This is a genomic window from Paenibacillus tyrphae (genome assembly GCF_000722545.1).
Taxonomy (GTDB): Bacteria; Bacillota; Bacilli; order Paenibacillales; family NBRC-103111; genus Paenibacillus_G; species Paenibacillus_G tyrfis.
On record NZ_JNVM01000004.1, the window covers coordinates 260,529 to 283,311 of the forward strand.

The 22,783-nt window shown below is 57.5% G+C and carries 16 protein-coding genes; 14 read left to right on the forward strand and 2 right to left on the reverse strand.

The window, feature by feature from the left end; genetic code table 11:
* Positions 1-18: 18 nt before the first annotated feature.
* The 7 genes from prmA (at position 19) to ET33_RS04635 (ending at position 6,773) form a co-directional block, all read left to right on the forward strand.
* Positions 19-999, forward strand: coding sequence for a 50S ribosomal protein L11 methyltransferase (prmA, locus tag ET33_RS04605; RefSeq protein ID WP_036677106.1), 981 nt, complete (start codon positions 19-21; stop codon positions 997-999).
* A 10-nt stretch (positions 1,000-1,009) separates the two neighbouring features.
* Complete coding sequence (locus tag ET33_RS04610; protein WP_036677109.1) at positions 1,010-1,696, forward strand: site-2 protease family protein; 687 nt, start codon at positions 1,010-1,012, stop codon at positions 1,694-1,696.
* A gap of 133 nt (positions 1,697-1,829) precedes the next feature.
* Positions 1,830-2,606, forward strand: coding sequence for a 16S rRNA (uracil(1498)-N(3))-methyltransferase (locus ET33_RS04615; protein ID WP_036677111.1), 777 nt, complete (start codon positions 1,830-1,832; stop codon positions 2,604-2,606).
* Positions 2,607-4,013, forward strand: a complete 1,407-nt coding sequence (gene mtaB, locus ET33_RS04620) for a tRNA (N(6)-L-threonylcarbamoyladenosine(37)-C(2))-methylthiotransferase MtaB (RefSeq protein WP_036677113.1) — start codon at positions 2,607-2,609, stop codon at positions 4,011-4,013.
* A 137-nt stretch (positions 4,014-4,150) separates the two neighbouring features.
* Complete coding sequence (locus tag ET33_RS04625) at positions 4,151-4,582, forward strand: NUDIX hydrolase (RefSeq protein WP_036677759.1); 432 nt, start codon at positions 4,151-4,153, stop codon at positions 4,580-4,582.
* A 67-nt stretch (positions 4,583-4,649) separates the two neighbouring features.
* Entirely contained in the window at positions 4,650-6,020 is a 1,371-nt protein-coding gene (locus ET33_RS04630) for a class I SAM-dependent rRNA methyltransferase (protein WP_036677116.1), read from the forward strand.
* Positions 6,021-6,170: 150 nt separating this feature from the next.
* Entirely contained in the window at positions 6,171-6,773 is a 603-nt protein-coding gene (locus ET33_RS04635; protein WP_036677119.1) for a nitroreductase family protein, read from the forward strand.
* 25 nt (positions 6,774-6,798) lie between these two features.
* Here ET33_RS04635 and ET33_RS04640 read toward each other — a convergent pair whose 3' ends face one another.
* Positions 6,799-7,725: a helix-turn-helix domain-containing protein gene (locus tag ET33_RS04640; protein WP_235206640.1), complete on the reverse strand. Its 927-nt coding sequence runs from the start codon at positions 7,723-7,725 to the stop codon at positions 6,799-6,801.
* A 165-nt stretch (positions 7,726-7,890) separates the two neighbouring features.
* On the opposite strand from ET33_RS04640, the gene ET33_RS04645 reads away from it, so the two are divergent.
* Complete coding sequence (locus tag ET33_RS04645) at positions 7,891-9,012, forward strand: Gfo/Idh/MocA family protein (RefSeq protein ID WP_036677125.1); 1,122 nt, start codon at positions 7,891-7,893, stop codon at positions 9,010-9,012.
* A 4-nt stretch (positions 9,013-9,016) separates the two neighbouring features.
* Here ET33_RS04645 and ET33_RS04650 read toward each other — a convergent pair whose 3' ends face one another.
* Positions 9,017-9,853 carry a hypothetical protein gene (locus ET33_RS04650; RefSeq protein ID WP_051775107.1) on the reverse strand — a complete coding sequence of 279 codons (837 nt, stop codon included), beginning with the start codon at positions 9,851-9,853 and terminating at the stop codon, positions 9,017-9,019.
* A gap of 239 nt (positions 9,854-10,092) precedes the next feature.
* On the opposite strand from ET33_RS04650, the gene gnd reads away from it, so the two are divergent.
* From gnd to addA, 6 genes are all read left to right on the forward strand, one after another.
* On the forward strand, positions 10,093-10,992 hold the full coding sequence (gene gnd, locus ET33_RS04655; RefSeq protein WP_036677128.1) for a phosphogluconate dehydrogenase (NAD(+)-dependent, decarboxylating): 900 nt from the start codon (positions 10,093-10,095) through the stop codon (positions 10,990-10,992).
* A 112-nt stretch (positions 10,993-11,104) separates the two neighbouring features.
* Complete coding sequence (locus tag ET33_RS04660) at positions 11,105-11,776, forward strand: GntR family transcriptional regulator (protein WP_036677131.1); 672 nt, start codon at positions 11,105-11,107, stop codon at positions 11,774-11,776.
* 133 nt (positions 11,777-11,909) lie between these two features.
* Positions 11,910-13,271 (forward strand): GntP family permease, encoded by a 1,362-nt coding sequence (locus ET33_RS04665; protein ID WP_036677134.1) that lies wholly within the window; start codon positions 11,910-11,912, stop codon positions 13,269-13,271.
* A 23-nt stretch (positions 13,272-13,294) separates the two neighbouring features.
* A complete protein-coding gene (gntK, locus tag ET33_RS04670; RefSeq protein ID WP_200879180.1) occupies positions 13,295-14,842 on the forward strand; it encodes a gluconokinase in 1,548 nt (515 codons plus the stop codon).
* 249 nt (positions 14,843-15,091) lie between these two features.
* Positions 15,092-18,769 (forward strand): helicase-exonuclease AddAB subunit AddB, encoded by a 3,678-nt coding sequence (addB, locus tag ET33_RS04675; RefSeq protein ID WP_036677136.1) that lies wholly within the window; start codon positions 15,092-15,094, stop codon positions 18,767-18,769.
* Entirely contained in the window at positions 18,766-22,758 is a 3,993-nt protein-coding gene (gene addA / locus ET33_RS04680) for a helicase-exonuclease AddAB subunit AddA (RefSeq protein ID WP_036677139.1), read from the forward strand. Before addB ends, addA begins: the two co-directional genes overlap by 4 nt.
* Positions 22,759-22,783 lie beyond the last annotated feature (25 nt).

A 22,783-nucleotide genomic window follows, 5' to 3' on the forward strand; every position in this document is an offset into this window, starting at 1 on the left:
TATGGGAGGGAATACCCGGTGCGTTGGCATGAATTAACGGTACATACGACAGAAGAAGCAATCGAGATGATTTCGAATTTTATACACGAGTTTGGGGCAGGCGGGGTGTCGATCGAGGAGTCCGGGACGCTCAACAAGAAGAGGGATACGTCGCTCGGACAATGGTATGAGCTGCCGCTGAACGATATTCCGGAAGGCCGGGCCGTCATCAAAGGCTACTTCGCCGAAGGAACCGACATGGATGCGATTCTGGAGGAGCTGAAGCGATCCGTCGATCAGCTTGCAGAATACGATATTGATACCGGCAATCCCGCCTACGAGTTGAAGGATGTGGACGACGAGGATTGGGCGAACGCGTGGAAGCAGTACTTCAAGCCGCTGCGCGTGACGGACCGGCTAACGATTAAGCCGACTTGGGAGGAGTATACGCCGGAAGCGGACGAGCTGATTCTGGAGCTGGACCCCGGAATGGCCTTCGGCACGGGCACGCATGCGACGACGTCGCTTTGCTTGCGTACTCTGGAGAAGTTCGTGCAAGGCGGCGAAGACGTGATCGACGTCGGCACGGGCTCAGGTATTTTGGCCATTGCGGCTGCCAAGCTGGGCGCGAAGCATGTGCTGGCGCTTGACCTTGATCCGGTGGCCGTGTCCAGTGCCACGGAGAACGTGCATCTGAACGGGCTGGATCAGCAGATCACGGTGAAGCTGAGCGACCTGCTGCAGGTGCTGAACGAGCATAAAGCGGAAGCGGCCGGAAGCGGCGCGCTCGGCGTCAAGCTGCCCGTACAGGTCGTTGTAGCGAACATTTTGGCCGAAATTATACTGCTGTTCGTACAAGACGTGTACGAAGTGCTGGAGCCGGGTGGACGCTATATCGTATCCGGCGTTATCAAGAGCAAGCAGCAAGCGGTAGAAGAAGCGCTGACCGCGGCCGGTTTCGAGTTGATCGAGCAAACCGAGGAGCAGGATTGGGTTGTGCTTGTTGCCAGAAAGCCGTAGGTGAGCCGAGATGAGCTGGAATTTTTTCGCCTACCCGCTGGAGGAAATGCCGTTTGTTTTCCTTGTGCTGTTGATCAGCTTTACCGTGCACGAATTCGCGCACGCTTATTTTGCCGACCGGTTCGGCGATCCGACGCCGCGGTCGATGGGGCGGCTTACGCTGAATCCGCGCGTACACCTCGATCTGCTGGGGATGATCTTTTTTCTGATCGTCGGCATCGGGTGGGCGAAGCCGGTTCTGGTCAACCGCAGCCATTTCAAAAAGCCCCGGCTGATGGGGATCATCGTATCGTTGGCCGGGCCGCTCAGCAACTTGGTGCTTGCTTTCGTTAGCTTGATCCTGTTCTATGCCCTGATCCGTATGGGCGTGTTAACCGGAACGTCGCAAGGGGTAAGCCTGGCGATTCAGCTGTTTTTCACCCGGATGGTCCTGATGAATATTTTCTTGTTCATACTCAACTTGATTCCATTCCCTCCGCTGGACGGCTACCGCATTGTGGAGGATCTGCTGCCGCGCAGAATCATGATGAAGATCAAGCCTTACGAGCAGTGGCTGTTTTACGCGATTTTGCTGATGTTCTTCATCCCGCCGATCCGGCAGATTACGCTCGGGCCGATCTTTGCCCTGCAAGGACCGATTTTTGCAGCGTTCGATTCCGTGGCGAAGCTGATGTTCGGGGTAGGCATCCGGATGTGATCGTTTCCGGTAAAATTGGTTAATTTTCTTCGGAAACTGGCGTTTAGAGTGAAAAAAGTGTATGATGGAGGATGACCGTTTCTACGTCTCGTATAAGCGGTCAACCTATTTTTGTGGAAGCGAAGGATACGGAATGCAGCGATATTTCATTCATCCGAACGAATTTGCGGATGCTGTGGTTACGATAACCGGGGACGATGCGCATCATTTGATTCGCGTGATGCGGGCGAAGCCGGGAGATACGTGTATAGTGAGCGACGGCGTGAGCCGGGAGGCGCTTGTGCGCATTCGTTCGTTGGAGGACCGGCAGGTGACGGCGGATATTGTGGACCGTCTGCCGATGGAGAACGAAGCGGCGGTTGACGTATGGATCGCTCAAAGCCTGCCCAAAGGGGACAAGATGGAGCTTGTCATCCAGAAAGGGACGGAAATCGGCGCCGTCCGTTTTTTGCCGTTCGTTTCGGAGCGTACGGTCGTTCAATTGGACGGCAAAAAGGAAGGCAAGCGGCTCGAACGCTGGCAGAAAATCGCCAAAGAAGCAGCCGAGCAGGCGCACCGCAACCGCGTTCCCGCGGTCGATTCCGTGCTTTCCTGGAAAGAGCTGCTGCGGACGGCTTCGGAGGCGGATGCCGCCTGGATCTGCTATGAGAAGCAGGACGCGCAGCAGCTTCGCCGGGCGATACGAGAAGCAGTGACCAAAGGAAGCGACCGGACCGGCGGAAGCCGCGTCAAGCTGATGCTGATCGTCGGACCCGAGGGCGGGTTCAGCGAGCGGGAAGTTTCGGAGGCGGAGGCGGTCGGCTGCGTTGCGGTCGGCTTGGGCAAACGAATTTTACGAACGGAGACGGCCGCCATGGTCGGACTCACATGCATTTTATACGAATCCGGAGAGATGGGGGGAGAACAATAAATGGCAACCGTCGCTTTTCATACGCTCGGATGCAAAGTCAACTTCTACGATACGGAAGCGATCTGGCAGCTGTTTAAACAGGAAGGCTACGAGCAGGTTGATTTCGAATCGACGGCCGATGTCTATGTCGTCAATACCTGTACGGTGACCAATACGGGGGATAAAAAAAGCCGCCAGATGATTCGGCGCGCCATTCGCAGAAACCCGGAAGCGATCGTCGCGGTGACCGGCTGCTACGCGCAAACGTCGCCGGCCGAAATCATGGCGATTCCGGGCGTCGATCTGGTCATCGGAACGCAGGACCGGGACAAAATCATGCCTTACGTGAAACAGCTGGAGCAGGAGCGTCAGCCGATCAACGCCGTGCGCAATATTATGAAAACACGCGCGTTCGAAGAGCTGGACGTGCCGGACTTTTCGGATCGTACGCGTGCTTTCCTGAAAATTCAGGAGGGCTGCAATAACTTCTGCACCTTCTGCATTATTCCGTGGTCGCGCGGCCTCATGCGCAGCCGCGAGCCGCAAAGCGTGCTGAATCAAGCCCGTATGCTCGTCGACGCAGGTTATCAGGAGATCGTGCTGACAGGGATTCATACCGGCGGCTACGGGGAGGATATGGAGGATTACAGCCTCGCCAAGCTGCTGTGGGATCTGGACAAGGTCGACGGCCTGAAGCGGATTCGCATCAGCTCGATCGAGGCGAGCCAAATTACGGACGAAGTGCTTGAGGTGCTGCAAGCCTCGGACAAAATGTGCCGTCATCTGCACATTCCGCTGCAAGCCGGAGACGACGAAGTGCTCAAGCGGATGCGCCGGAAATATACGACGGAGCAATTTGCCCGCAAAATCGAGCACATCCATCGGATTATGCCGGGCGTCGCGATTACGACGGACGTTATCGTCGGTTTCCCGGGGGAGACGGATGAGATGTTCCGCCGCGGCTACCAGTTTATGGAGCAGATGAAATTTTCGGAAATGCACGTATTCCCGTATTCCAAACGGACCGGTACGCCGGCCGCACGGATGGAGGATCAGATTGACGAGGAAATTAAAAACGCCCGCGTACACGAACTGATCGATTTGTCCGAAAGGATGCAGCTCAGCTACGCGGAGACGTTTGTCGGGCAAGTGCTGGAGATCATTCCGGAGCGGGACTATAAGGGTCAGCCGGGAAGCGGCTTGCTCATGGGCTATTCGGACAACTACCTGCAGCTCGTGTTCGAAGGCAGCGAGGACTGGATCGGCCAAGTATGCCGGGTGAAGGTCACCGAAGCCGGAGTCAACGAGTGCCGCGGCCAGCTTGTCCGTGCCCCCGAAGCGGGAGCCGTTCACCCGCCGTCCAGAGCGACAGGCACGGGCGGTTCGGCCGAGACGATTCCGGGACAAGCGGCTAAAGCGATCGTATAAGCTGAAAAACGAAGGATTTCATTCGACGATAGGCAGCGCGTCTTTCCTGCGGCATCCATGATTCGAGCCGCCGGCAGGACCGCTTGCGTCCCGCCGGGTGAAGTCCTTTCGATTTCCAATAGGAAAGGGTGATGTCGATGAAGGAAATTTCGGCAGGTGGCGTGGTGTTTCGCAAGATCGGAAACGACGTGCAGGTGCAAATGATCCAGGACCGGTACGGCAAAATTACGCTGCCGAAAGGCAAGATGGAAGCCGGGGAAACGATAGAGCAAACGGCGCTGCGCGAAATTCTCGAAGAAACGGGAATTACGGGAACCATTGTGCATCCGCTGGAGACGATCACGTACCAATTCGCCATGAACGGCGGAGTCATCGACAAAGAGGTCCACTATTTTCTGGTGGAAGCGACCGGAGGCACTCTGCAGGCGCAGGTCGAGGAAATCCGCGGCGTCGAATGGCTTCATCCGCTTGAGGCATGGCATCAGCAGAAGCATTCCGGATACGGGAACAACGATTCCGTTCTTCAAAAGGCGCTGAATGCGCTGGGCTATGAAGTGAACGGACAATGACCGGATTTGACCTGAAACGGGGGCTCAGCGGCACCTCGTCGTACTAAACATTGGGAGGACTTCGGCCATGGCTGTCGTTGTATTGCAGAAAAAAAGAAAAAAACGATTGGAAGAAGGTCACCCATGGGTGTACCGCTCGGAAATCGAGCGCGTGGAGGGCGAAGTGCCGCCTGGAGGGCTCGTATCCGTACATACGCACGCCGGTCAATATTTGGCGACCGGGTATTATAATCCGGCTTCCCAATTGACCGTGCGGATTGTTTCCTACGAACCGATGGAAGAAATGACACACGCCTACTTTGTCCGCCGGATTCAAGAATGCAAGGAGCACCGGGAACGGTTTTTGCCGAACGCCGGGTCGTATCGGCTCGTTTACGGCGAGTCGGATTTCTTGCCGGGACTGATCGTGGACAAATTTGAGGACGTGCTGGTGGTACAGATTTTGACGCTTGGCATGGAGCAGGTGCGGGAGGCGGTCGTTTCCGCGTTGGTCGAGGTGATGCGTCCGGCCGGCATTTACGAGCGCAGCGACGTCTCTGTGCGGCAGCTCGAAGGCCTGGAGCAACGGACCGGCGTGCTGTACGGCGAATGCCCGCAGCATGTTACGATCCGCGAGAACGGAATCGTTCTGGAAGTGGATATTGCGCAGGGGCAGAAGACCGGTTATTTTTTCGACCAGCGGGAAAACCGGGCCGCTTTGGAACCGCTCATGAAGGGCTGGGGCAAGCGGAGCGGCATTGAGCTGCAAGATCGGGTGCTGGATGACGGAACGGTAAAGCGCATGCCGGTCAACCGGAACGGTAGCGAAGTGACGTTTCCTTATTGGGACGGCGCGACGGTGCTGGAATGCTTCTCGCATACCGGCAGCTTTACGCTTCATGCGTGCCAATTCGGCGCCAAAAAAGTAACGTGCCTCGACATTTCCGAGCATGCCGTCGAAACAGCCAAGCGGAACGTGGAGCTGAACGGCTTCAGCGACCGGGTAGAGTTCGTCGTCGCCGACGCGTTCGATTACCTGCGCGAGCAGGCCCGCGGCTTGGATCTGCGGCAGGAGCGGGGAAAAGCGGGCGACCGGAAGGTCGATACATCGGTGCCTCTTGCCGCAAAAGGCAGAACGTGGGACGTGGTCATTTTGGACCCGCCGGCTTTCGCCAAGTCGCGGAGCGCAGTAGAAGGGGCGTGCCGGGGCTACAAGGATATTAACCTGCACGGCATGAAGCTGGTGAACGAAGGCGGATATTTGGTGACGGCGAGCTGCTCCTACCATATGAAGCCGGAGCTGTTCCTTGAAACGATCCACGCGGCCGCTTACGATGCAGGTAAAACGCTGCGTCTGGTCGAATTCCGCAATGCCGGCAAGGATCATCCCCGCATTCTCGGGGTGGAGGAAGGCAACTATTTGAAGTTCGCTATTTTTGAGGTTCGCAGCAGACGATAACAGAATCAGCAAGAAACAAGCCTTAGTTCGGTACGCAGCCGCACTAAGGTTTTTTGATTCCTTGTAGATAGATTTGACGGCGGGCAGACCGTTATATTATGATCCATGCGGTAGCTTCTTTCATAGGATGATTTCGGAGGTGCAGATTTGATGAATTCGAACATGTCGTTAACTGAGGCGATTCGCGGTCGAAGAAGCGTAGGGCGCGTCAAGAGCGACCCCATCTCGCGGGAGCTGATCGAGCAGCTGCTGGAAGCGGGCAACTGGGCGCCCAGCCACCATGCGACCGAGCCATGGCGCTTTTATGTGATGACCGGTGGCGGCCGGCAAGCGTTGGCTGACGCGTATGCGGATATTGCAGCCGAAGGGGTGGCAGGCGTGTCCGGGCAAGAGCTGGAGGAGCTGCGGGCAAAGCAGTCGGCCAAAGCGTTCCGTGCGCCGGTGGTGATCGCCGTTGTCATGTCTCCCTCGCCGGCGAAAGGGGTCAGCCGTATCGAGGAGTTTGCCGCAGCGCACGCCGCCGTGCAAAATATGCTGCTCATGGCACATGCGCTCGGACTCGGGGCGATCTGGCGGACCGGTGAACCGGCTTATCATCCGCGGATGAAGCAAGCGTTCGCTCTAGGCGAAGCCGATGCGATTGTAGGACTGGTGTACGTCGGCATTCCGGAGACGACGCCATCCGAAGGCAAGCGCCGTCCGGCCGCGGACAAAACGGTATGGATGACCGGCGAAGCCGCCAGCAGGCCGTAACCTGCTTCTCAAGCCGTCGCTGGGGCTATTCCGAATCCGTCTGACTTCGGGCTTGGACGGACCGGGCGTATTCGGAAGGGCTCATGCCGGCCGATTTTTTGAACGCTTTGGAAAAATAATGCGGCCCGCTGAAGCCGAGCATCGCGGCAATTTCGGAAAAGTTGTACGTCTTCTCCCGAATCAGCGATTTGGCCCGGCCGATCTTTAATTGATTGTAATAAGACATGATGGATAGCCCGGTCTGCCGCTTGAATTGTTCTTTCAGCCGGGTTTTGGCCACATGCAGCGCCTCGCTAATTTCCCCGAGCGACACGTTTCCTTCCACATGGTCCTCCAAGTAACCGATGACCCTTCGGGCCAACGCTTCGTTATCCTTTTCCCTTGCCGTAAACGAAAGCGGTTTGCTCGTCTCCGCATGTCCCATCCTGCGCAGAAGGCGGATCAAGAATGTCTGCAAATACAGCTGGATCAGCTGCTCGCTTCCGACAGGCGCATCTTGCCGCCGTTTGAGCGGGTACCGAAACGGGAACTCGAACGCATGCTTTCCCTCCTTGACGATCTCCGCCAGAAGATTCCGCTCCGTATCCTCCAAGTAGACAATTTGCCGCGCAAACCGCTTCATCGCTTCAGACCGGCAGTCGAACGTCAGAACGATAATGTTCGGCGCGGTGCCTTCACAGGCGTAAAAGCTGTGAAATTCGTCGGGCTCATGAAACACGACCATCCCTTGACGAAGCCGATGCTGTGTCGTGCCCGCCGTTACCTTGACCTCGCCCTTGTCGACATAAACCAATTCCCAGAAATCGTGCTGCTCGCCCGGGAATACATAGTTTTTGGCAAATTCGAAATAGTACATCGTGATGATGTTGTCAATCACAATTGTCGGCTTTAAGCGCGTTCGTTGATAGCTCATCCGGTCCTTCGTCTCCCGCTTCGTTCTTATCTCCATCATACCTTGGCTCCGGGCTTCTGAAAAGCGGCCCCGCGTTGAGGGACGGGCTCATTTTGCAAAAAATGCGGCTTCGAAGACAAAGCCACGGCCGCTCAGGCTTTTCTATAATGGGGGTAAGTGAACCTAACCCATTAACATACGGATTGCCTGGAGGAGGAGTCAGACATGAGATTGGCTGTCATTGGCTATGGAGCGAGAATACGCGGGGTGCTGAAATATGTGCAGCAGGCCAACCCCGAATGCAAGGTTACGGCGGTTGTCGACATCCGCAAGGATAAGGTGCTGAACGATACGGAAGGATCGGGCGAAATCCGGCTGTTTGAGACGCCCGAGGAGATGCTTGAGCAGGAGAAGCCGGACGGCGTCCTGATCGGCCCGCGCTGCTCCTTGCATACGGAGATGGCTCTGAAGGTGCTGCCGAGCGGAATTCCGCTGTATCTCGAAAAGCCGGTCGCTACGACGATGGAGGATGCGCTGCGCTTGAAGCGCGGCTTCGAGGCCTGTCCGTCGCCGGTGATCGTCTCTTTCCCGCTGCGCGTCACGTCCATCGTGAAGCTGGTGAAGGAAATTATCGATTCCGGCAAAATCGGGACGGTCGAGCATGTCCAAGCAGTCAACAACGTTCCGTACGGCGGCGTCTATTTTCACAATTGGTACCGGGACGAGAACGAAACGGGGGGCTTGTTTTTGCAAAAGGCGACCCACGATTTCGACTATATTAACCATGTGCTCGGGCTTCGTCCGGTCAGCGTCTGCGCGATGACGTCCAAACAAATTTTCAAGGGCACGAAGCCTGCGGGGCTCCGGTGTCTCGATTGCGGGGAAAACAAAACGTGCGCCGAGAGCACGGTCGGCACGCCAATGGAGCAGGAATGGCCTTACTGCGCCTTTGCCGAAGATACGGGCAATGAAGACTCGGGCAGCGCATTGATCCGTTACGAGACCGGGATGCATGTGTCGTACTCGCAGAACTTTTTCGCCCGGCAAAAAGCGGGCTCCCGCGGCGCGCGGTTCCTCGGCTACAAAGGAACGGTCGAGTTCGACTTTACGACCGGTGTCGTCAAGGTATTCATGCATCACACGCCGCGGGTAGAAACGTACGAGATCGATGCGGCGGAAGACCATTTTGGCGGCGACGCGGCGCTTGCGGAAAATTTCGTCAATATGATCCGCGGCACCGAGGAGTCGGTCAGCACGCTGGACGATGGCTTGCTAAGCGCGCTCCTTTGCCTGAAAGCGCGGGAGTCGGCGCTCACCGGCACGTTCCAGACGATCGACTGGACGTAGCGGACTAAAGGGCTTCGCCGGATTGTTCCGGCGGCAGCCGTTTCATCAGCTGTTTGCGGGCCCGGGCGGCGGCTCTGCGGACCGCTGGCGACACATTCTGCTCCAGCTTGGTGAAGCCGGGCGCGAGCAGGTCCCAATGCTCAGCCGCTGCGGCTGAAGCATACATATTCGCCGCGTGGATGCGGACCGCCTCGTTCGCGCTGGCGATCCATACGTCAAGCCGTGCAGCTGTTTCCTCCGGATACGAAGCGAGAAGCCCCTCACCGAGCGTGAGCGGGCTTTTTGCTTTTCCGGCGGGGAACGGGACGCCCGACATCAGCTGCTCGGTTAAATCCAGCAGCGGCCCGCTCCATGCCGGGTTGCGGGTTTTGGCCGCGATCCGGATAGCGTTGGCGACGGCTGCGATCTCGTGCGGCAGAGGCGAGGCTGACCAAGCGGCCAGCTGTGGATAAAACGTGTGAAATTGCTTGACCAGTAGCGTTCCGCAGGCCTCGCCCGTCCAGCGCCGGACGGTGGCGTGCGGGCTGTCCGCCAAGAAACGCAGCCGTTCGGCCGTCTCGTCGGGAGCGGCTGTGTAATGGCCGGACAAAAGAAAGACGGCAAGCTCCTGCGCCGTTTCGTCCCCAGTTTGCGCAAGTCCGGAAGCCAGGCGGACGAGCCGCTTCGGATCGGACAGAGCGGCTTCGATCACTTGCAGCGCTTGGTGCTTGACGGCGCGCGCCTGTTTATCGGGCAGCGTGCCGAGGACCGGGCCCAGGGCAGCCGTTAAGGCGGAGGCCGAGCCACGGGAGGCGGCGTCCGCCGCATCACGCTTCCAGTCTTGTTCGGCAAGCGGCATCATATCAAATTCCTCCGTTTCAAACGTTACGTTGTTATATCTTCCCACAATCTTACCAAACATACGTTCTGCGAGCAAGGCATTTGTCCCAGTGCAAGCCGGAGCTGATCCGAAATCCGGCACTCTCCCGGCAGAGGAGCAGACCAATTCGTAGTTTACAGACAGGCGGGATAGAGGTATATTATTTTTGAACACATGAATACTTGTATACAAGTACACAATATTTATCGAGGTGATAATTTATGAAACTTGGGATGATCGGACTTGGAAAAATGGGGTTTAACCTCGTGCAAAATTTGCTTCAGCAGCAGCATGAGGTAGTGGTGTACGACGTCAATCCCGAACCGGGAAAGAAATTGCAAGAACGCGGCGCAGAGCTTTCCGCTTCCGTCAACGAGCTGGTGGAGAAGCTGGAAGCTCCCCGCATCGTCTGGGTTATGGTTCCGGCCGGTCCGATTGTGGATCAGGTGATCGACACGGTTAGTCCGTTGCTGGAGCAAGGAGATATCGTGATTGACGGCGGGAACTCCCACTACAAGCAATCGGTGGCCCGGGCGGATAAGCTGAAGGAGCGGGGCATCCATTTTTTCGACGTGGGAACATCGGGAGGCACGGAGGGCGCGGCCCATGGCGGCTGTTTTATGATCGGCGGAGACCAAGACGCGTTTGCAACCATTGAGCCGCTGTTTCAAGGCATCGCGGTCGACAAAGGCTATTTGTATGCCGGCGGCCACGGCAGCGGGCACTTTCTCAAGATGGTCCATAACGGCATTGAGTACGGCATGATGCAATCGATTGCAGAAGGATTTGAGATTTTATCGAAAAGCCAATTTGATTTCAATTACGAAGAGGTCGCGCGGGTGTGGGCGAACGGTTCGGTAATTCGGGGATGGCTGATGGAGCTGACCCAAAACGCGTTTTCTAAAGATCCTAAGCTGGACGGGATTCGGGGAATCATGAAAAGCTCCGGAGAAGGGAAATGGACGGTTCAGACGGCGCTCGATATGGAAATCAGCACGCCTGTCATCGCGCTGTCCCTGCTGATGCGGTACCGGTCCATGGAAGACGATACGTTCCACGGCAAGGTAGTGGCTGCTCTGCGCAATGAATTTGGCGGTCATGAAGTCGTAAGAAATTCGTAAGATCGATTTACCTGATGGATTCGTTTCATAACTATGTGATAAAATCTAAAAATACTTGTCTACGATACCTTATCGCAGTTATCGAAAAACGGTCTGTATGGGAGAGTTGTTCATGCGTTATCCTGCTGTATGGTTGCAAGGGTTATCTTTGGGAGAAAGTATGGCTTGCGATTTAAGATTGCAAATTATCGCCGGGAACATAAAGCCGGGCGAAGTCATATCGGAAAATAAGGTGGCCGCGGAATTCGGAACAAGCCGGTCGCCGGTCAGGGAAGCGTTGAAAACGTTGTCAAACGAAGGTCTGATTCGTCTGGAAAGAATGGGCGCCGTCGTGAACGGTCTAAGCTCACAGGATGTCGAAGAGCTATATGACGTCCGGTTTTTGATCGAGAGCTTTGCGCAGCAGCGATTGGCCGAAGGAAACCATGAGTCGCTGCTCTCCAATCTGAAACGGAACATCGACAAAATGGATTTGGCTATGAAGCACCGCGATATCGAGGAATTTTCGTATTTGGACTTTTCCTTTCACGAATCGATCATCGTGGAGGCCAAACATGCAAGGATCTTGCATTTGTGGAAAAGCATCCGCCAAATCGTGTTGACCGTCATGTACCTTACGACGGCGGAGGTATTCTCCAAAGGCGAGAACAAACTCAAGTCCGTCATCGATAAGCACCGGTCGATTGTAGCCGGGCTCGAATCGAAGGACGTTACCGTCATTCAATCCGTCGTTCAGCAATATTTTGCGGATTCGCATAAAACGCTTCATAGCAGATTTCCTTAAAAGGGCGCTGCTATGTGGCTTTCACTGCCCATACTTGTCGACAAGTATACATGTATAAATTCATTGCCATTCTATAAATTGGGCATACTCTGGATACCGAACCATGCTCGCATGAATATAAGGAGAACTGCTTATGAATCGAATTTTTGGTCTTGATCACAACTTGACCTTGATCATCTGGGCGTTACTTGCCATCGTTTTTCTTGTCGTTCTGATCGCCAGATTCAAATGGAATCCTTTTGTGACGCTTTTGATTTCTTCGTTGCTTTTAGGTTTTTTGGCCGGCATGAAACCTGAGGACATCATTAAAGCGGTTACAGGTGGGCTTGGCGGCACGCTCGGAACGATTGCAATCGTCATCGGGCTCGGAACGATGCTCGGCAAAATGATGGCGGAGTCCGGAGGCGCCGAGCGGATCGCAACCACGCTGATCGACCGGTTCGGCGAAAAACGCGTTCACTGGGCGATGATGATCGTCGGATTTATTGTAGGGATTCCCGTGTTTTTCGAGGTTGGGGTTATCCTGTTGATTCCTATCGTATTTATCGTGGCGCGCAAGACGAAAATGTCATTATTGCAAATCGGCATTCCGCTGCTGGCCGGGCTTTCCACCGTGCATGGGCTTGTTCCGCCTCATCCGGCGCCGATGATTGCCATTGCCGCTTATAATGCCGATCTGGGGAAGACGATTCTGTATTCCATTCTGGTCGGGCTGCCGACGGCCATTATTGCCGGCCCTCTGTTTGGCAAATTTATCGGCAAACGCTTGGCGGTAGAGCCGCCGGCCGATTTGGCCGAGCAATTCGCGGCGAAGGATAACCGCGGCCTTCCCGGGTTCGGGATCACACTGTTCACGATTTTATTGCCCGTCCTTCTCATGCTGATCGGATCGATCGCCACCATTATCGACCCGAAAGCGACGAGCGGCCTCACCCGGTTTAGCACATTTATCGGCCATGAAATTATCGCCCTGCTTATCGCGGTCGTCTTCTCCTTCTTTTCGCTCGGCTTTGCGAGGGGCTTTAAGAAAGAGGATATTTCCCGCTTTGCCAGCGAATGCTTAGCCCCGACCGCAACGATCATTCTGATCATCGGGGCCGGCGGAGCCTTTAAGCAGGTATTGATTAACAGCGGGGTAGGCGGCGCTATTGCCGCGATGGCCACTCAGGCGCATGTGAACATTATCTTTTTCGCATGGTTTGTCGCCGCTCTCATCCGTGTCGCGACAGGGTCGGCCACGGTTGCGATGACGACGGCCGCAGGCATCGTCGCTCCCGTCCTTGCGCTGAATCCGGGCGTGAATGTGGAACTGGTCGTGCTGGCTACGGGCGCAGGATCGCTTGTATTGTCCCACGTGAATGACGCGGGCTTTTGGATGGTCAAAGAGTTTTTTAACATGAGCGTATCGCAAACTTTAAAATCATGGACGGCGATGGAGACGATTTTATCCGTGGTGGGACTGGTTTTCATTCTTCTCCTTAGCGTCGTGGTTTAAGAATAAGAAAGGGGGTTATTTCATTGAGCCAGCCTACTTATATGATTGGCGTTGATATCGGAACGACCAGCACGAAAGCCGTCTTATTCGAGGAAAACGGGAAAGTCGTCACCAAGGCGGACGAGGAATACCCTTTGTATATGCCTACTTCGTCTATAGCCGAGCAGGACCCGGACCGCATATTCCGCGCAGTGATTCAAACGTTGAAGCGCGTAATGGTGCAAAGCGCCGCGAGGCCGGAGCAAGTCCTGTTTGTCTCCTTCAGCTCGGCCATGCACAGCGTCATCGTGGTTGATGCCGAAGGCAAGCCGCTAACGCGCTGCATTACCTGGGGGGATAACCGAAGTGCCGCCTGGGCGGAACGCTTGAAGCGGGACATGAACGGGCATGAGATCTATTTGCGAACGGGGACGCCCATCCATCCGATGTCGCCGCTTTCCAAGCTGCTGTGGCTTCGCCACGATCATCAGGTGCTGTTTCAAAACGCCGGCAAATTCATCTCGATCAAGGAATATGTGTTTGCCAAGCTGTTCGACGAATACGTGGTCGATTATTCCATCGCCTCGGCGACCGGTCTAATGAATTTGCAGAAGCTGGACTGGGACGAGGAAGCGCTGGACGTTGCCGGGGTATCGAGAGATCAATTGTCCAGACTTGTCCCGACGACGTATGCGCTGAAAGGAATAAAAGCCGTTTTCGCGGAAGAAACGGGCCTTGCCGGATCGACCCCGTTTATTGTCGGCGCGAGCGACGGCGTGCTTTCCAACCTTGGCATGAATGCGATCGAGCCCGGAGTTGTGGCGGCGACCATCGGCACCAGCGGCGCGATCCGCACCGTGATCGACCAGCCTTCAACCGATCCGAAGGGGAGAATCTTCTGTTATGCCCTGACGGAAAAGCATTGGGTCATCGGCGGAGCGGTCAACAATGGCGGCATGCTGTTCCGGTGGGCGAGGGACGAGTTTGCCGCATCGGAGGTCGAAACGGCCAAGCGTCTCGGAATCGACGCCTACGACCTGTTGACGCAAATTGTGGAGAAGGTGAGCCCGGGCTCCGACGGCTTGATTTTTCATCCATATATGACCGGGGAACGCGCTCCTTTATGGAATGCGAATGCAAGAGGCTCCTTTTTCGGCTTGACGATGCACCATCGCAAGGAGCATATGATCCGCGCCGTACTGGAAGGGGTTATTTTTAATCTGTACACCGTCTTGCTGGCGATGGGGGAGCGGATCGGGCGGCCCAAAAAAATTCAAGCCACGGGCGGCTTTGCCCGCTCCTCTCTCTGGCGCCAGATCATGGCGGATATTTTCGATCAGGAAGTGGTCGTCCCCCAAAGCTTCGAAAGCTCTTGTCTCGGAGCTGTCGTGCTTGGTTTATATGCGACGGGGAGAGCGGATTCGCTGCATATCGTTTCTCGGATGGTCGGCGCAACGCATGTGCATAAGCCGATACGGGAGCATGCCGAAATCTACCATGAGCTTCTGCCCATCTACATTAAAATCGCGAGAAACATGCAGGAGGAATACGAGGCGATCGCCCGTTTTCAACAAAAGCGGGAACGTTTCTAGAAAACTTCAAGCTTCAATCACGCGGAAAAAGCCGGGAAAAGTGCGCTGTCTTATAGGGCAGCCCTTTTCCCGGCTTTTTCCTATTTTGCCGAGCCGATACCGCAGCCAAAGGATAAGCTGAGGCGGAACGGGTGTTCCGGTGTATTCGATTGTGCTATACTATACCAAAACCTGTCTTTTCCGCAATGTCCGACATTTTGGTAGAATAGTAGAGTTACGTGAATTGAAGCGAAATTTGGAGGAGCGACTATGGCTTTTCAATTTGTGCTCGGCCGTGCGGGCAGCGGCAAAACGACGTTTTGCCTGAGCGCGATCAAACAAAAGCTGCTGGAGCAGCCGGACGGTGCGCCGCTGATCTGGCTCGTGCCGGAGCAGGCAAGCTTTCAGACGGAATATGCGTTGGTGTCCTCCCCGGAGCTCGGAGGCACGCTGCGCGCTCAAGTGCTCAGCTTCCGGCGGCTTGCTTGGCGTGTCATGCAGGAGGTGGGCGGCACCTCGCGCCTGCCGATCGATGAAACAGGTAAAAAACTGCTGCTTCACCGCATTTTACATAAACAAAAAGAACGTCTGCGCCGTTTTCAAGCATCGGCGGGACAAACGGGCTTTCTGGATAAATTGAACGAGCTATTTGCCGAGCTGAAACGGTATTGCATCAGTCCTGATCAGCTTGAGCAGTTTTATTCGTCGCGTTTCGTTTCCGGCGGTGATGCTTCCGGCACACTTCCGGAGAAGCTGCACGATTTGCAGCTTCTGTACGGCGAATTCGAGGCGGAATTGTCCAAGCTGTACTTGGATGGGGAAGATTATTTGACGCTGCTGGCCCGCCAAGTCGGCGAATCGGCGTATCTGCGGGGTGCAGAAATATGGGTCGACGGATTTCACGGGTTCACGCCTCAGGAGCTCGCCGTCCTGGAGCAGCTTGCCCTGCACGCCGGCCGGGTCACGATGACGCTCTGCCTGAACCGTCCGTACGCGGGCGGGGAGCAGCCACACGAGCTGGATTTGTTCCATCCGACCGCCCGTACGATGAAGACGCTCCGGGAGCGGCTGGATGCCTTGGAAGTGGAAACCGAAGCCTCGATCATCCTGCCGTCTTCGCCTCCGGCAAGGTTCCGGGAGGCGCCGTCGCTCGGCTTTTTGGAGGCGCAATGGGAGGAGCGGGTGAAAAAGCCGTTCCGACCCGAGCCGGGGGATAACCGGCCGCCGGCCGTGCGCATATCGGCGGCGGCCAGCCGCAGGGCGGAGGTGGAGGCGCTGGCCCGGGACGTCGTCAAGCTCGTCCGCGACGAAGGGCTTAGATGGCGCGACATCGCCGTGTCGGTCCGCAACATGGAATCGTATGGCGAGCTGATCTCCGGCACGTTTGCCGACTACGGCATCCCGCACTTTTTGGATCATAAGCGGCCGGTTGTGCATCACCCGCTCGTCGAATTGATTCGTTCCGCGCTCGAAACGGTCAACCATTATTTGAAATACGAAGCGGTTTTTCGTGCGGTCAAAACCGGATTTTTTCTACCGTTCGGCGAGGCCAAAGAGCGGGAGGATGGTTTGATCATCGACCGGCATGCGATGGACCAGCTCGAAAACTATGTGCTGGCCTTCGGCATTCAAGGACACAAATGGATGAAGGATTGGAAGTATTCGTACCGGACCACGCTAGAACAGGACGAGACGCAGGCGAGCGAGGCGGACGAGGCGTTTCTGCGCAAGCTCAACGCCTGCCGCAGGCTGGTGGCCGAACCGCTCGGGGCGCTGCAGGAGCGTATGCGCCGGAAAGCGACGGTGCTTCAGCAGGTGGAGGCGCTGTATAGCCTGCTGGAGCAGTTGCGGGTGCCGGAGCGGCTGGAGGCTTGGAGCCAGGCGTCCCTCGCGCAGGGACAAGCGGAGAAAGCGCGGGAGCACGCCCAAGTGTGGGAGCGTGTCGTCGATATGTTCGATCAGCTCGCGGAGCTGATGGGAGACGAGACGATGACTTCGGAGACGTTCGCGGAGCTGGTGGACACGGGACTCGAAAGCATCAAGCTCGGCCATGTCCCGCCTACCCTCGATCAGGTGCTGGTCGGCAGCATGGACCGGACCCGTTCCGGCCAGGTCAAGCACATGTTCGTGCTTGGCGTAAGCGAGGGGGTCATGCCCGCCAAAATGCCCGAAAGCGGCGTCCTGTCGGAAGCGGAGCGCGAGCAGTTGGCCGGAAACGGGCTGCAGACCGCCGAAGGGAGCCGGAGGCGGCTGCTTGACGAGTCGTTCCTGATCTACTGCGCGTTTTGCGCGCCTTCGCACGGATTATGGCTCAGCTATCCGCTGGCAGACGAGGAAGGGAGGTCGCTTCTGCCTTCGGACGTGATCCGGCAGGTGAAGCGGATGTTTCCGTCGCTGCAGGAGCGGCTGCTGTTGAACGATCCGACGCCTGACAGCCACGCCGGCGAACAAATGGAATATGTCGCCCGCCCGGACAAAGCCTTGTCCCTGCTGATCGTGCAGCTAAAGCAGTGGATGGGCGGGGCTCCGATGAACGCCGTCTGGTGGTCGGTATACAATTGGTTCGCCCGCCAACCCGAACACGCCCTAAAGCTGTCGCGGATGGTGCAGGCTCTGCTCTATTCGAACCGGGCGAAGGAATTGAGTGCCGAAACGAGCCGCGAGCTGTACGGGGAAATCATTCAGACGAGCGTATCGCGGATGGAACGCTTTGTCGCGTGTCCGTTCTCCCAGTTCGTCTCTCACGGACTGCGGCTGAAGGAACGCCGTATTTTTCGCTTGGAAGCGCCCGATATCGGGCAGCTGTTTCACGCCGCCTTGACCAATTTTGCGGAGCAGGCGGAGCGCGAAGGGTTCGACTGGGGCGGCTTGTCGGCTGCGGAATGCGAACAGCGGGCGGCGCTTGTCGTCGACGCGCTTGCGCCGAAGCTGCAGGGGGAAATTTTGCTCAGCTCCAAACGGTATTCCTATATTGCTCGCAAGCTCAAGCAGGTGATCGGACGGGCGGCGCTGATGCTGGGCGAGCACGCCCGGCGGGGACAGTTCCGGCCGATCGGGCTGGAGGTCGGCTTCGGGAGCGGACAGCCGATCCCGCCGCTGCTTTACGATTTGGACAACGGCGTGCACATGGAGCTGCGGGGAAGGATCGACCGGATCGACCGGGCGGATACCGAACAAGGAACGCTGCTGCGGGTGATCGACTACAAGTCGAGCGCCAAGGCGCTGAATATGACGGAAGTGTATTACGGGTTATCGCTGCAAATGCTCACGTATTTGGACGTCATTCTGACGCATGCCCCGATCTGGCTCGGCCACGAAGCGCAGCCGGCGGGCGTTTTGTACTTTCATGTACATAATCCGGTATTGAACGCAAGAAACGGGCTTTCCGCCCAAGAGATCGACAGCGAATTGAAGAAGCGGTTCAAAATGAGAGGGCTGCTGCGCGCCGACGCGGATACGGTCCGGCTGATGGACGGGGGGCTGGAAGCCGGAGGGCATTCCGACCTGCTGCCGGTGGCGCTCAAGACGGACGGCAGCTTCTATAAAACGTCGTCGGTCGCCTCCGAGGAACAGTGGAGCACCGTTCGGCGGTACGTCAAGCGGACGATCCGCGAGATCGGGACGTCATTAACAGACGGCACTATCGAGATTGCGCCTTACCGGATGGGCCAAGCGACGGCCTGCACGATGTGTGCATACCGTTCCGTATGCCAATTCGACACGCAGCTCGACGGCAATGCGTACAAGCAGCTTACGCCGATCGGCAAAGACCGGATATGGGAAATGATGGAGCAAAAGGCCGCTTCCGCTCCCCGCTCCGCCGGAGCGGCTTACCGGCCGCGCACCGCCGCGAAACGGCCGACTGCGGAAGAGAGCCGGATAGTGGAGCCGGAGGAAGAGAACGTCCCGGGCGAGCCGGATAACGAGAATGGAGGGAACGAACAATGACGGAAACGATGCCGAAGCCGGAGAACAGCACCTGGACGGACGAACAATGGCAGGCCATCGCCGTTCGCGGCCGTTCCACGCTCGTTGCTGCCGCTGCGGGCTCCGGGAAAACGGCCGTGCTGGTCGAGCGGATTATCCGCCACATTTCGGACGAACGCGAGCCGCTCGACGTAGACCGGCTGCTGGTCGCTACATTCACCAAGGCGGCAGCGGCGGAAATGCGCCACCGGATCAGCGAGGCGCTGGAGAAGGCGCTGGCGGACAATCCGGGCTCGGATCACCTGCGCAAGCAGCTTGCGCTGATGCCGCAAGCGTCGATTACGACGCTGCACTCCTTTTGTATGGAGGTCATTCAACGGCATTACCAGCGGATCGGACTCGATCCGAACTTCAGAATCGCCAATGAAACGGAAAGCGCGCTGATGCGGCAGGATTTGCTGGAGGAGCTGCTGGAGGAGCGGTACGGCGAAGCCGGTGAAGGCGATTTGTTCTGGCGGCTGGCGGATTCGTTCAGCGGGGATAAAAACGACGACGCGCTGTTCTCGCTGGTGCAGCGGCTGTATGACGATTCGCGGAGCCACCCGTGGCCGGAGCATTGGCTGAACGAGTGCGTTCGCATGTTCGAGCGGCCCGTCGCTTCCGGCGACAACCCGTGGCTGGCGAGCTTGCTTGCGTACGTCCGCTTGGAGCTTCAGGCTATGGCGTCGCGGCTTCGGGAAGCCGTGCGGATTGCAGAGCAGCCCGGAGGACCGGTGCCGTATTTGGCCAATCTACAAGATGACGGCGTGGTCGTCGGCGAACTGCTGGAGCTGGCCGTCGAAGGATTATGGGAACCGCTGTATCATGCGTTTCAAGGCGCCGCTTTCGGCAAGCTGAAAGCTTGCCGGGGGGATGGCTTCGACAAAGCGCTTCAGGAGCAAGTGAAGGATATGCGGGGCGAGGTCAAAGACAGACTGAGCGAGCTGAAGGAAGAATTGTTCGGACGGACGCCGGAACAGTACGAGGCGGAGCTGCGGACGATGCGACCGCTTATGGAGGCGTTAATCGGTCTAGTGATCGATTTCGGCGAGCGGTACCGGACGGCCAAAATGAGCAAGCGTCTTGTGGATTTTGCGGACTTGGAGCATTTTTGCCTGAAGATCCTCAGCGCCGACGAATCGCTGCCCGAGCAGCCCGTTCCTTCCGACGCAGCGCTAGAATACCGGGAGCAGTTCGCCGAGGTGCTGCTGGACGAATACCAGGATACGAACCGCGTCCAGGAAGCGATTGTCGAACTGATTGCCAAGGACGCGCCGGGCAACCGGTTTATGGTCGGGGACGTCAAGCAAAGCATTTACCGGTTTCGCTTGGCGGAGCCGGGCTTGTTTCAGGAGAAGTACAAAAGCTACCGTACCGATGGCGGCGGGCCGGGGCAGCGCATCGATCTGGCGCGCAACTTCCGCAGCCGCCGACAAGTGGTGGACGGTACAAATTTTATTTTCCGTCAGCTGATGCACGGAGACGTCGGCGAGATCGACTATGACGAGCGGGCGGAGCTCGTATACGGGGCCGGCTATCCCGAGCCGCCGAACGCAAGCGGCGCATTTGCGGCCGAGCTTGTGCTGATCGACCGGACGCCGCAGGACGCCGGGGCGCCGGGAGAGAACGCGGGGGATTCACCGGAGGGCTTTGTCGCCGGGGCGGAGGAGCCCGCGGACGATGCGGCAGCCGAGGTGCGCGAACTGGAGACGGTGCAGCTTGAAGCGCGGTATATCGCGCGGCAAATCCGCGAGATGATGGGGATGGACGGCGGAAGGTGCCGGCAGGTATACGACAAATCCGCCAAAGGCATGCGCGACGCCCAGTTCCGGGACATCGTCGTTTTGCTGCGGGCGACGCAGCAGTGGGCGCCCGTCATGATCGAGGAGCTGCGGCAGCAGGGCATTCCCGCTTACGCGGAGCTGAGCACCGGGTATTTTACTGCCGTTGAAGTGCAAATGGTATTGTCGCTGCTCAAAGTGATCGACAATCCGTTTCAGGACATTCCGCTGGCCGCCGTGCTGCGTTCTCCGATCGTGGGGCTCGACGCCGAGGAATTGGCGCATATTCGCATATGCCGGCCGCACGGGGCGTACTTCGACGCCGTGAGGGCCTACGCGCCGAGAGAGGCTGCGGGTTCCGAACCGGACCGCGGAGACAAGGCTGCCGAAACGTTCGCGGCATGCGAAGCCGAAAAGGCCTGTGAGAGCGACGGGACGGGGGACGAATTTCAGCGGAACCCGGAAACGCGGCGCAAGCTGCGGACATTTCTCGATTGGCTCGGGCAGTGGCGGTTGGAATCGCAGCAAAGCTCGCTGGCCGATTTAATTTGGGACATCTACCGGAAAACCGGCTATTTCGATTTTGTCGGCGCCATGCCCGGTGGTCCGCAGCGGCAGGCCAATTTGCGGGCGCTTTACGACCGGGCGCGGCAATACGAGGAGACGTCGTTTCGCGGGCTGTTCCGGTTTTTGCGTTTTGTCGAGCGGATGCAGGACAGCGGCGGCGACCTGGGAACGGCGAGAGCGCTTGGCGAGCAGGAGGACGTCGTTCGCATCATGACGATCCATAAAAGCAAAGGTTTGGAATTTCCCGTCGTTTTCGTCGCCGGAATGGCCAAGGCGTTCAACCGGCGCGATTTGACGGACAGCTTTTTGCTGCACAAGGAGCTTGGCTTCGGGCCGAAGCTGATGGAGACGGACACGCGGGTCAGTTATCCGACCTTGCCGTGGCTGGCGATCCGGCGCAAAATCGAAATGGAAATGCTGGCCGAAGAAATGCGGGTGCTGTATGTGGCGCTGACCCGTGCGAGGGAGAAGCTTATCCTGATCGCTTCGGTCAAAAATTTGCAGAAGCAGTTGGACGCGTGGGGACGGTTTGTCCTGCATGATCGGCTGACGCTGCCGGACGACGCACTGGCGGGCGCCCGCTGTTATTTGGATTGGATCGGTCCTACGCTGATCCGGCACCCTGACGCGGAACCGCTCCGAGAAGCGGCCGGTCTGGACTATCGGCTATGGTCGTTTATGGACGGCGAGCCTTCCGAATGGCAGGTGCGCCTGCTGAGGCCGGAGCTGTTCGCTGGGATATCCCAGGCTGCGGCGACGGTGAGCTTTGCCGATACCCGCTGGCAATCGGTGGTCCGGCTGGAGCCGGTCGACGATACGGAGCGGTGGGAGCACGAAGTATGGCGGCGCTTGTCCTGGAGCTACCCCCGGGAGGATGCGACGCTGGTGCTGTCCAAAACGTCCGTTACGGAGCTGAAGCGGCATTCGGAGCACGGGAAGCTGCTTGAACTGCTGTCGGACGAGCCGTCTGCGGCATTGTGGCCGGGGGTCGGGACGGAGTCCGGAGAACCGGGAACGGAAGAGAGGTCCGGACGGGGAGCCGATGGCGCAGCTTTTCACAAAATGATTGTCCGAAGACCGCGGTTTATGGAGCGAAGCGGGCCAAATGCGGCCGAGCGCGGAACGGTGTTTCATACCGTGATGCAGCATATGCCGATGGACCGGCTCCCTTCGGAATCCGACGTCCGCGAGCTGCTGGCCTCTCTGGTGCAGCGAGAGCTGCTAACGGAGGAGCAGTGCGGTCTGGTCGACCCCGCGGTGATCGTGACGTTCTTTGAAAGCGAGCTGGGACGGCGTTTGCTTCATGCCAAGCGGGTGCACCGGGAAACGCCGTTCAGCTTCGGGCTGCCTGCGCGAGACGTCTATGGTCCGGAACGGGGCGGGTTGTCGGACGAGATCGTGATGCTGCAGGGCGTAATCGACTGTCTGATTGACGAAGGCGACGGCCTCGTGTTGGTGGATTTCAAGACGGACCGGCTAAAAGGCGCTTCTCCGCATCGGGCGGCGGAAAAATACCGGCTGCAGCTTGACTTGTACGCCAGAGCCGTCGAGACGATCTGGAAGCGACCGGTAACCGGAAAATATATCTTTTTATTCGACGGCGCTCATGTAGTGCAGTTGTGAATGAAGTAAGAATGGAAGCAGACGT

Coding starts and splice junctions, on each gene's coding strand:
- ET33_RS04610 (WP_036677109.1), top strand. CDS start 1,010: ATGAGCTGGAATTTTTTCGCCTACCCGCTGGAGGAAATGCCGTTTGTT.
- ET33_RS04615 (WP_036677111.1), top strand. CDS start 1,830: ATGCAGCGATATTTCATTCATCCGAACGAATTTGCGGATGCTGTGGTT.
- mtaB (WP_036677113.1), top strand. CDS start 2,607: ATGGCAACCGTCGCTTTTCATACGCTCGGATGCAAAGTCAACTTCTAC.
- ET33_RS04625 (WP_036677759.1), top strand. CDS start 4,151: ATGAAGGAAATTTCGGCAGGTGGCGTGGTGTTTCGCAAGATCGGAAAC.
- ET33_RS04630 (WP_036677116.1), top strand. CDS start 4,650: ATGGCTGTCGTTGTATTGCAGAAAAAAAGAAAAAAACGATTGGAAGAA.
- ET33_RS04635 (WP_036677119.1), top strand. CDS start 6,171: ATGAATTCGAACATGTCGTTAACTGAGGCGATTCGCGGTCGAAGAAGC.
- ET33_RS04640 (WP_235206640.1), bottom strand. CDS start 7,725: ATGATGGAGATAAGAACGAAGCGGGAGACGAAGGACCGGATGAGCTAT.
- ET33_RS04645 (WP_036677125.1), top strand. CDS start 7,891: ATGAGATTGGCTGTCATTGGCTATGGAGCGAGAATACGCGGGGTGCTG.
- ET33_RS04650 (WP_051775107.1), bottom strand. CDS start 9,853: ATGATGCCGCTTGCCGAACAAGACTGGAAGCGTGATGCGGCGGACGCC.
- gnd (WP_036677128.1), top strand. CDS start 10,093: ATGAAACTTGGGATGATCGGACTTGGAAAAATGGGGTTTAACCTCGTG.
- ET33_RS04660 (WP_036677131.1), top strand. CDS start 11,105: ATGCGTTATCCTGCTGTATGGTTGCAAGGGTTATCTTTGGGAGAAAGT.
- ET33_RS04665 (WP_036677134.1), top strand. CDS start 11,910: ATGAATCGAATTTTTGGTCTTGATCACAACTTGACCTTGATCATCTGG.
- addB (WP_036677136.1), top strand. CDS start 15,092: ATGGCTTTTCAATTTGTGCTCGGCCGTGCGGGCAGCGGCAAAACGACG.
- addA (WP_036677139.1), top strand. CDS start 18,766: ATGACGGAAACGATGCCGAAGCCGGAGAACAGCACCTGGACGGACGAA.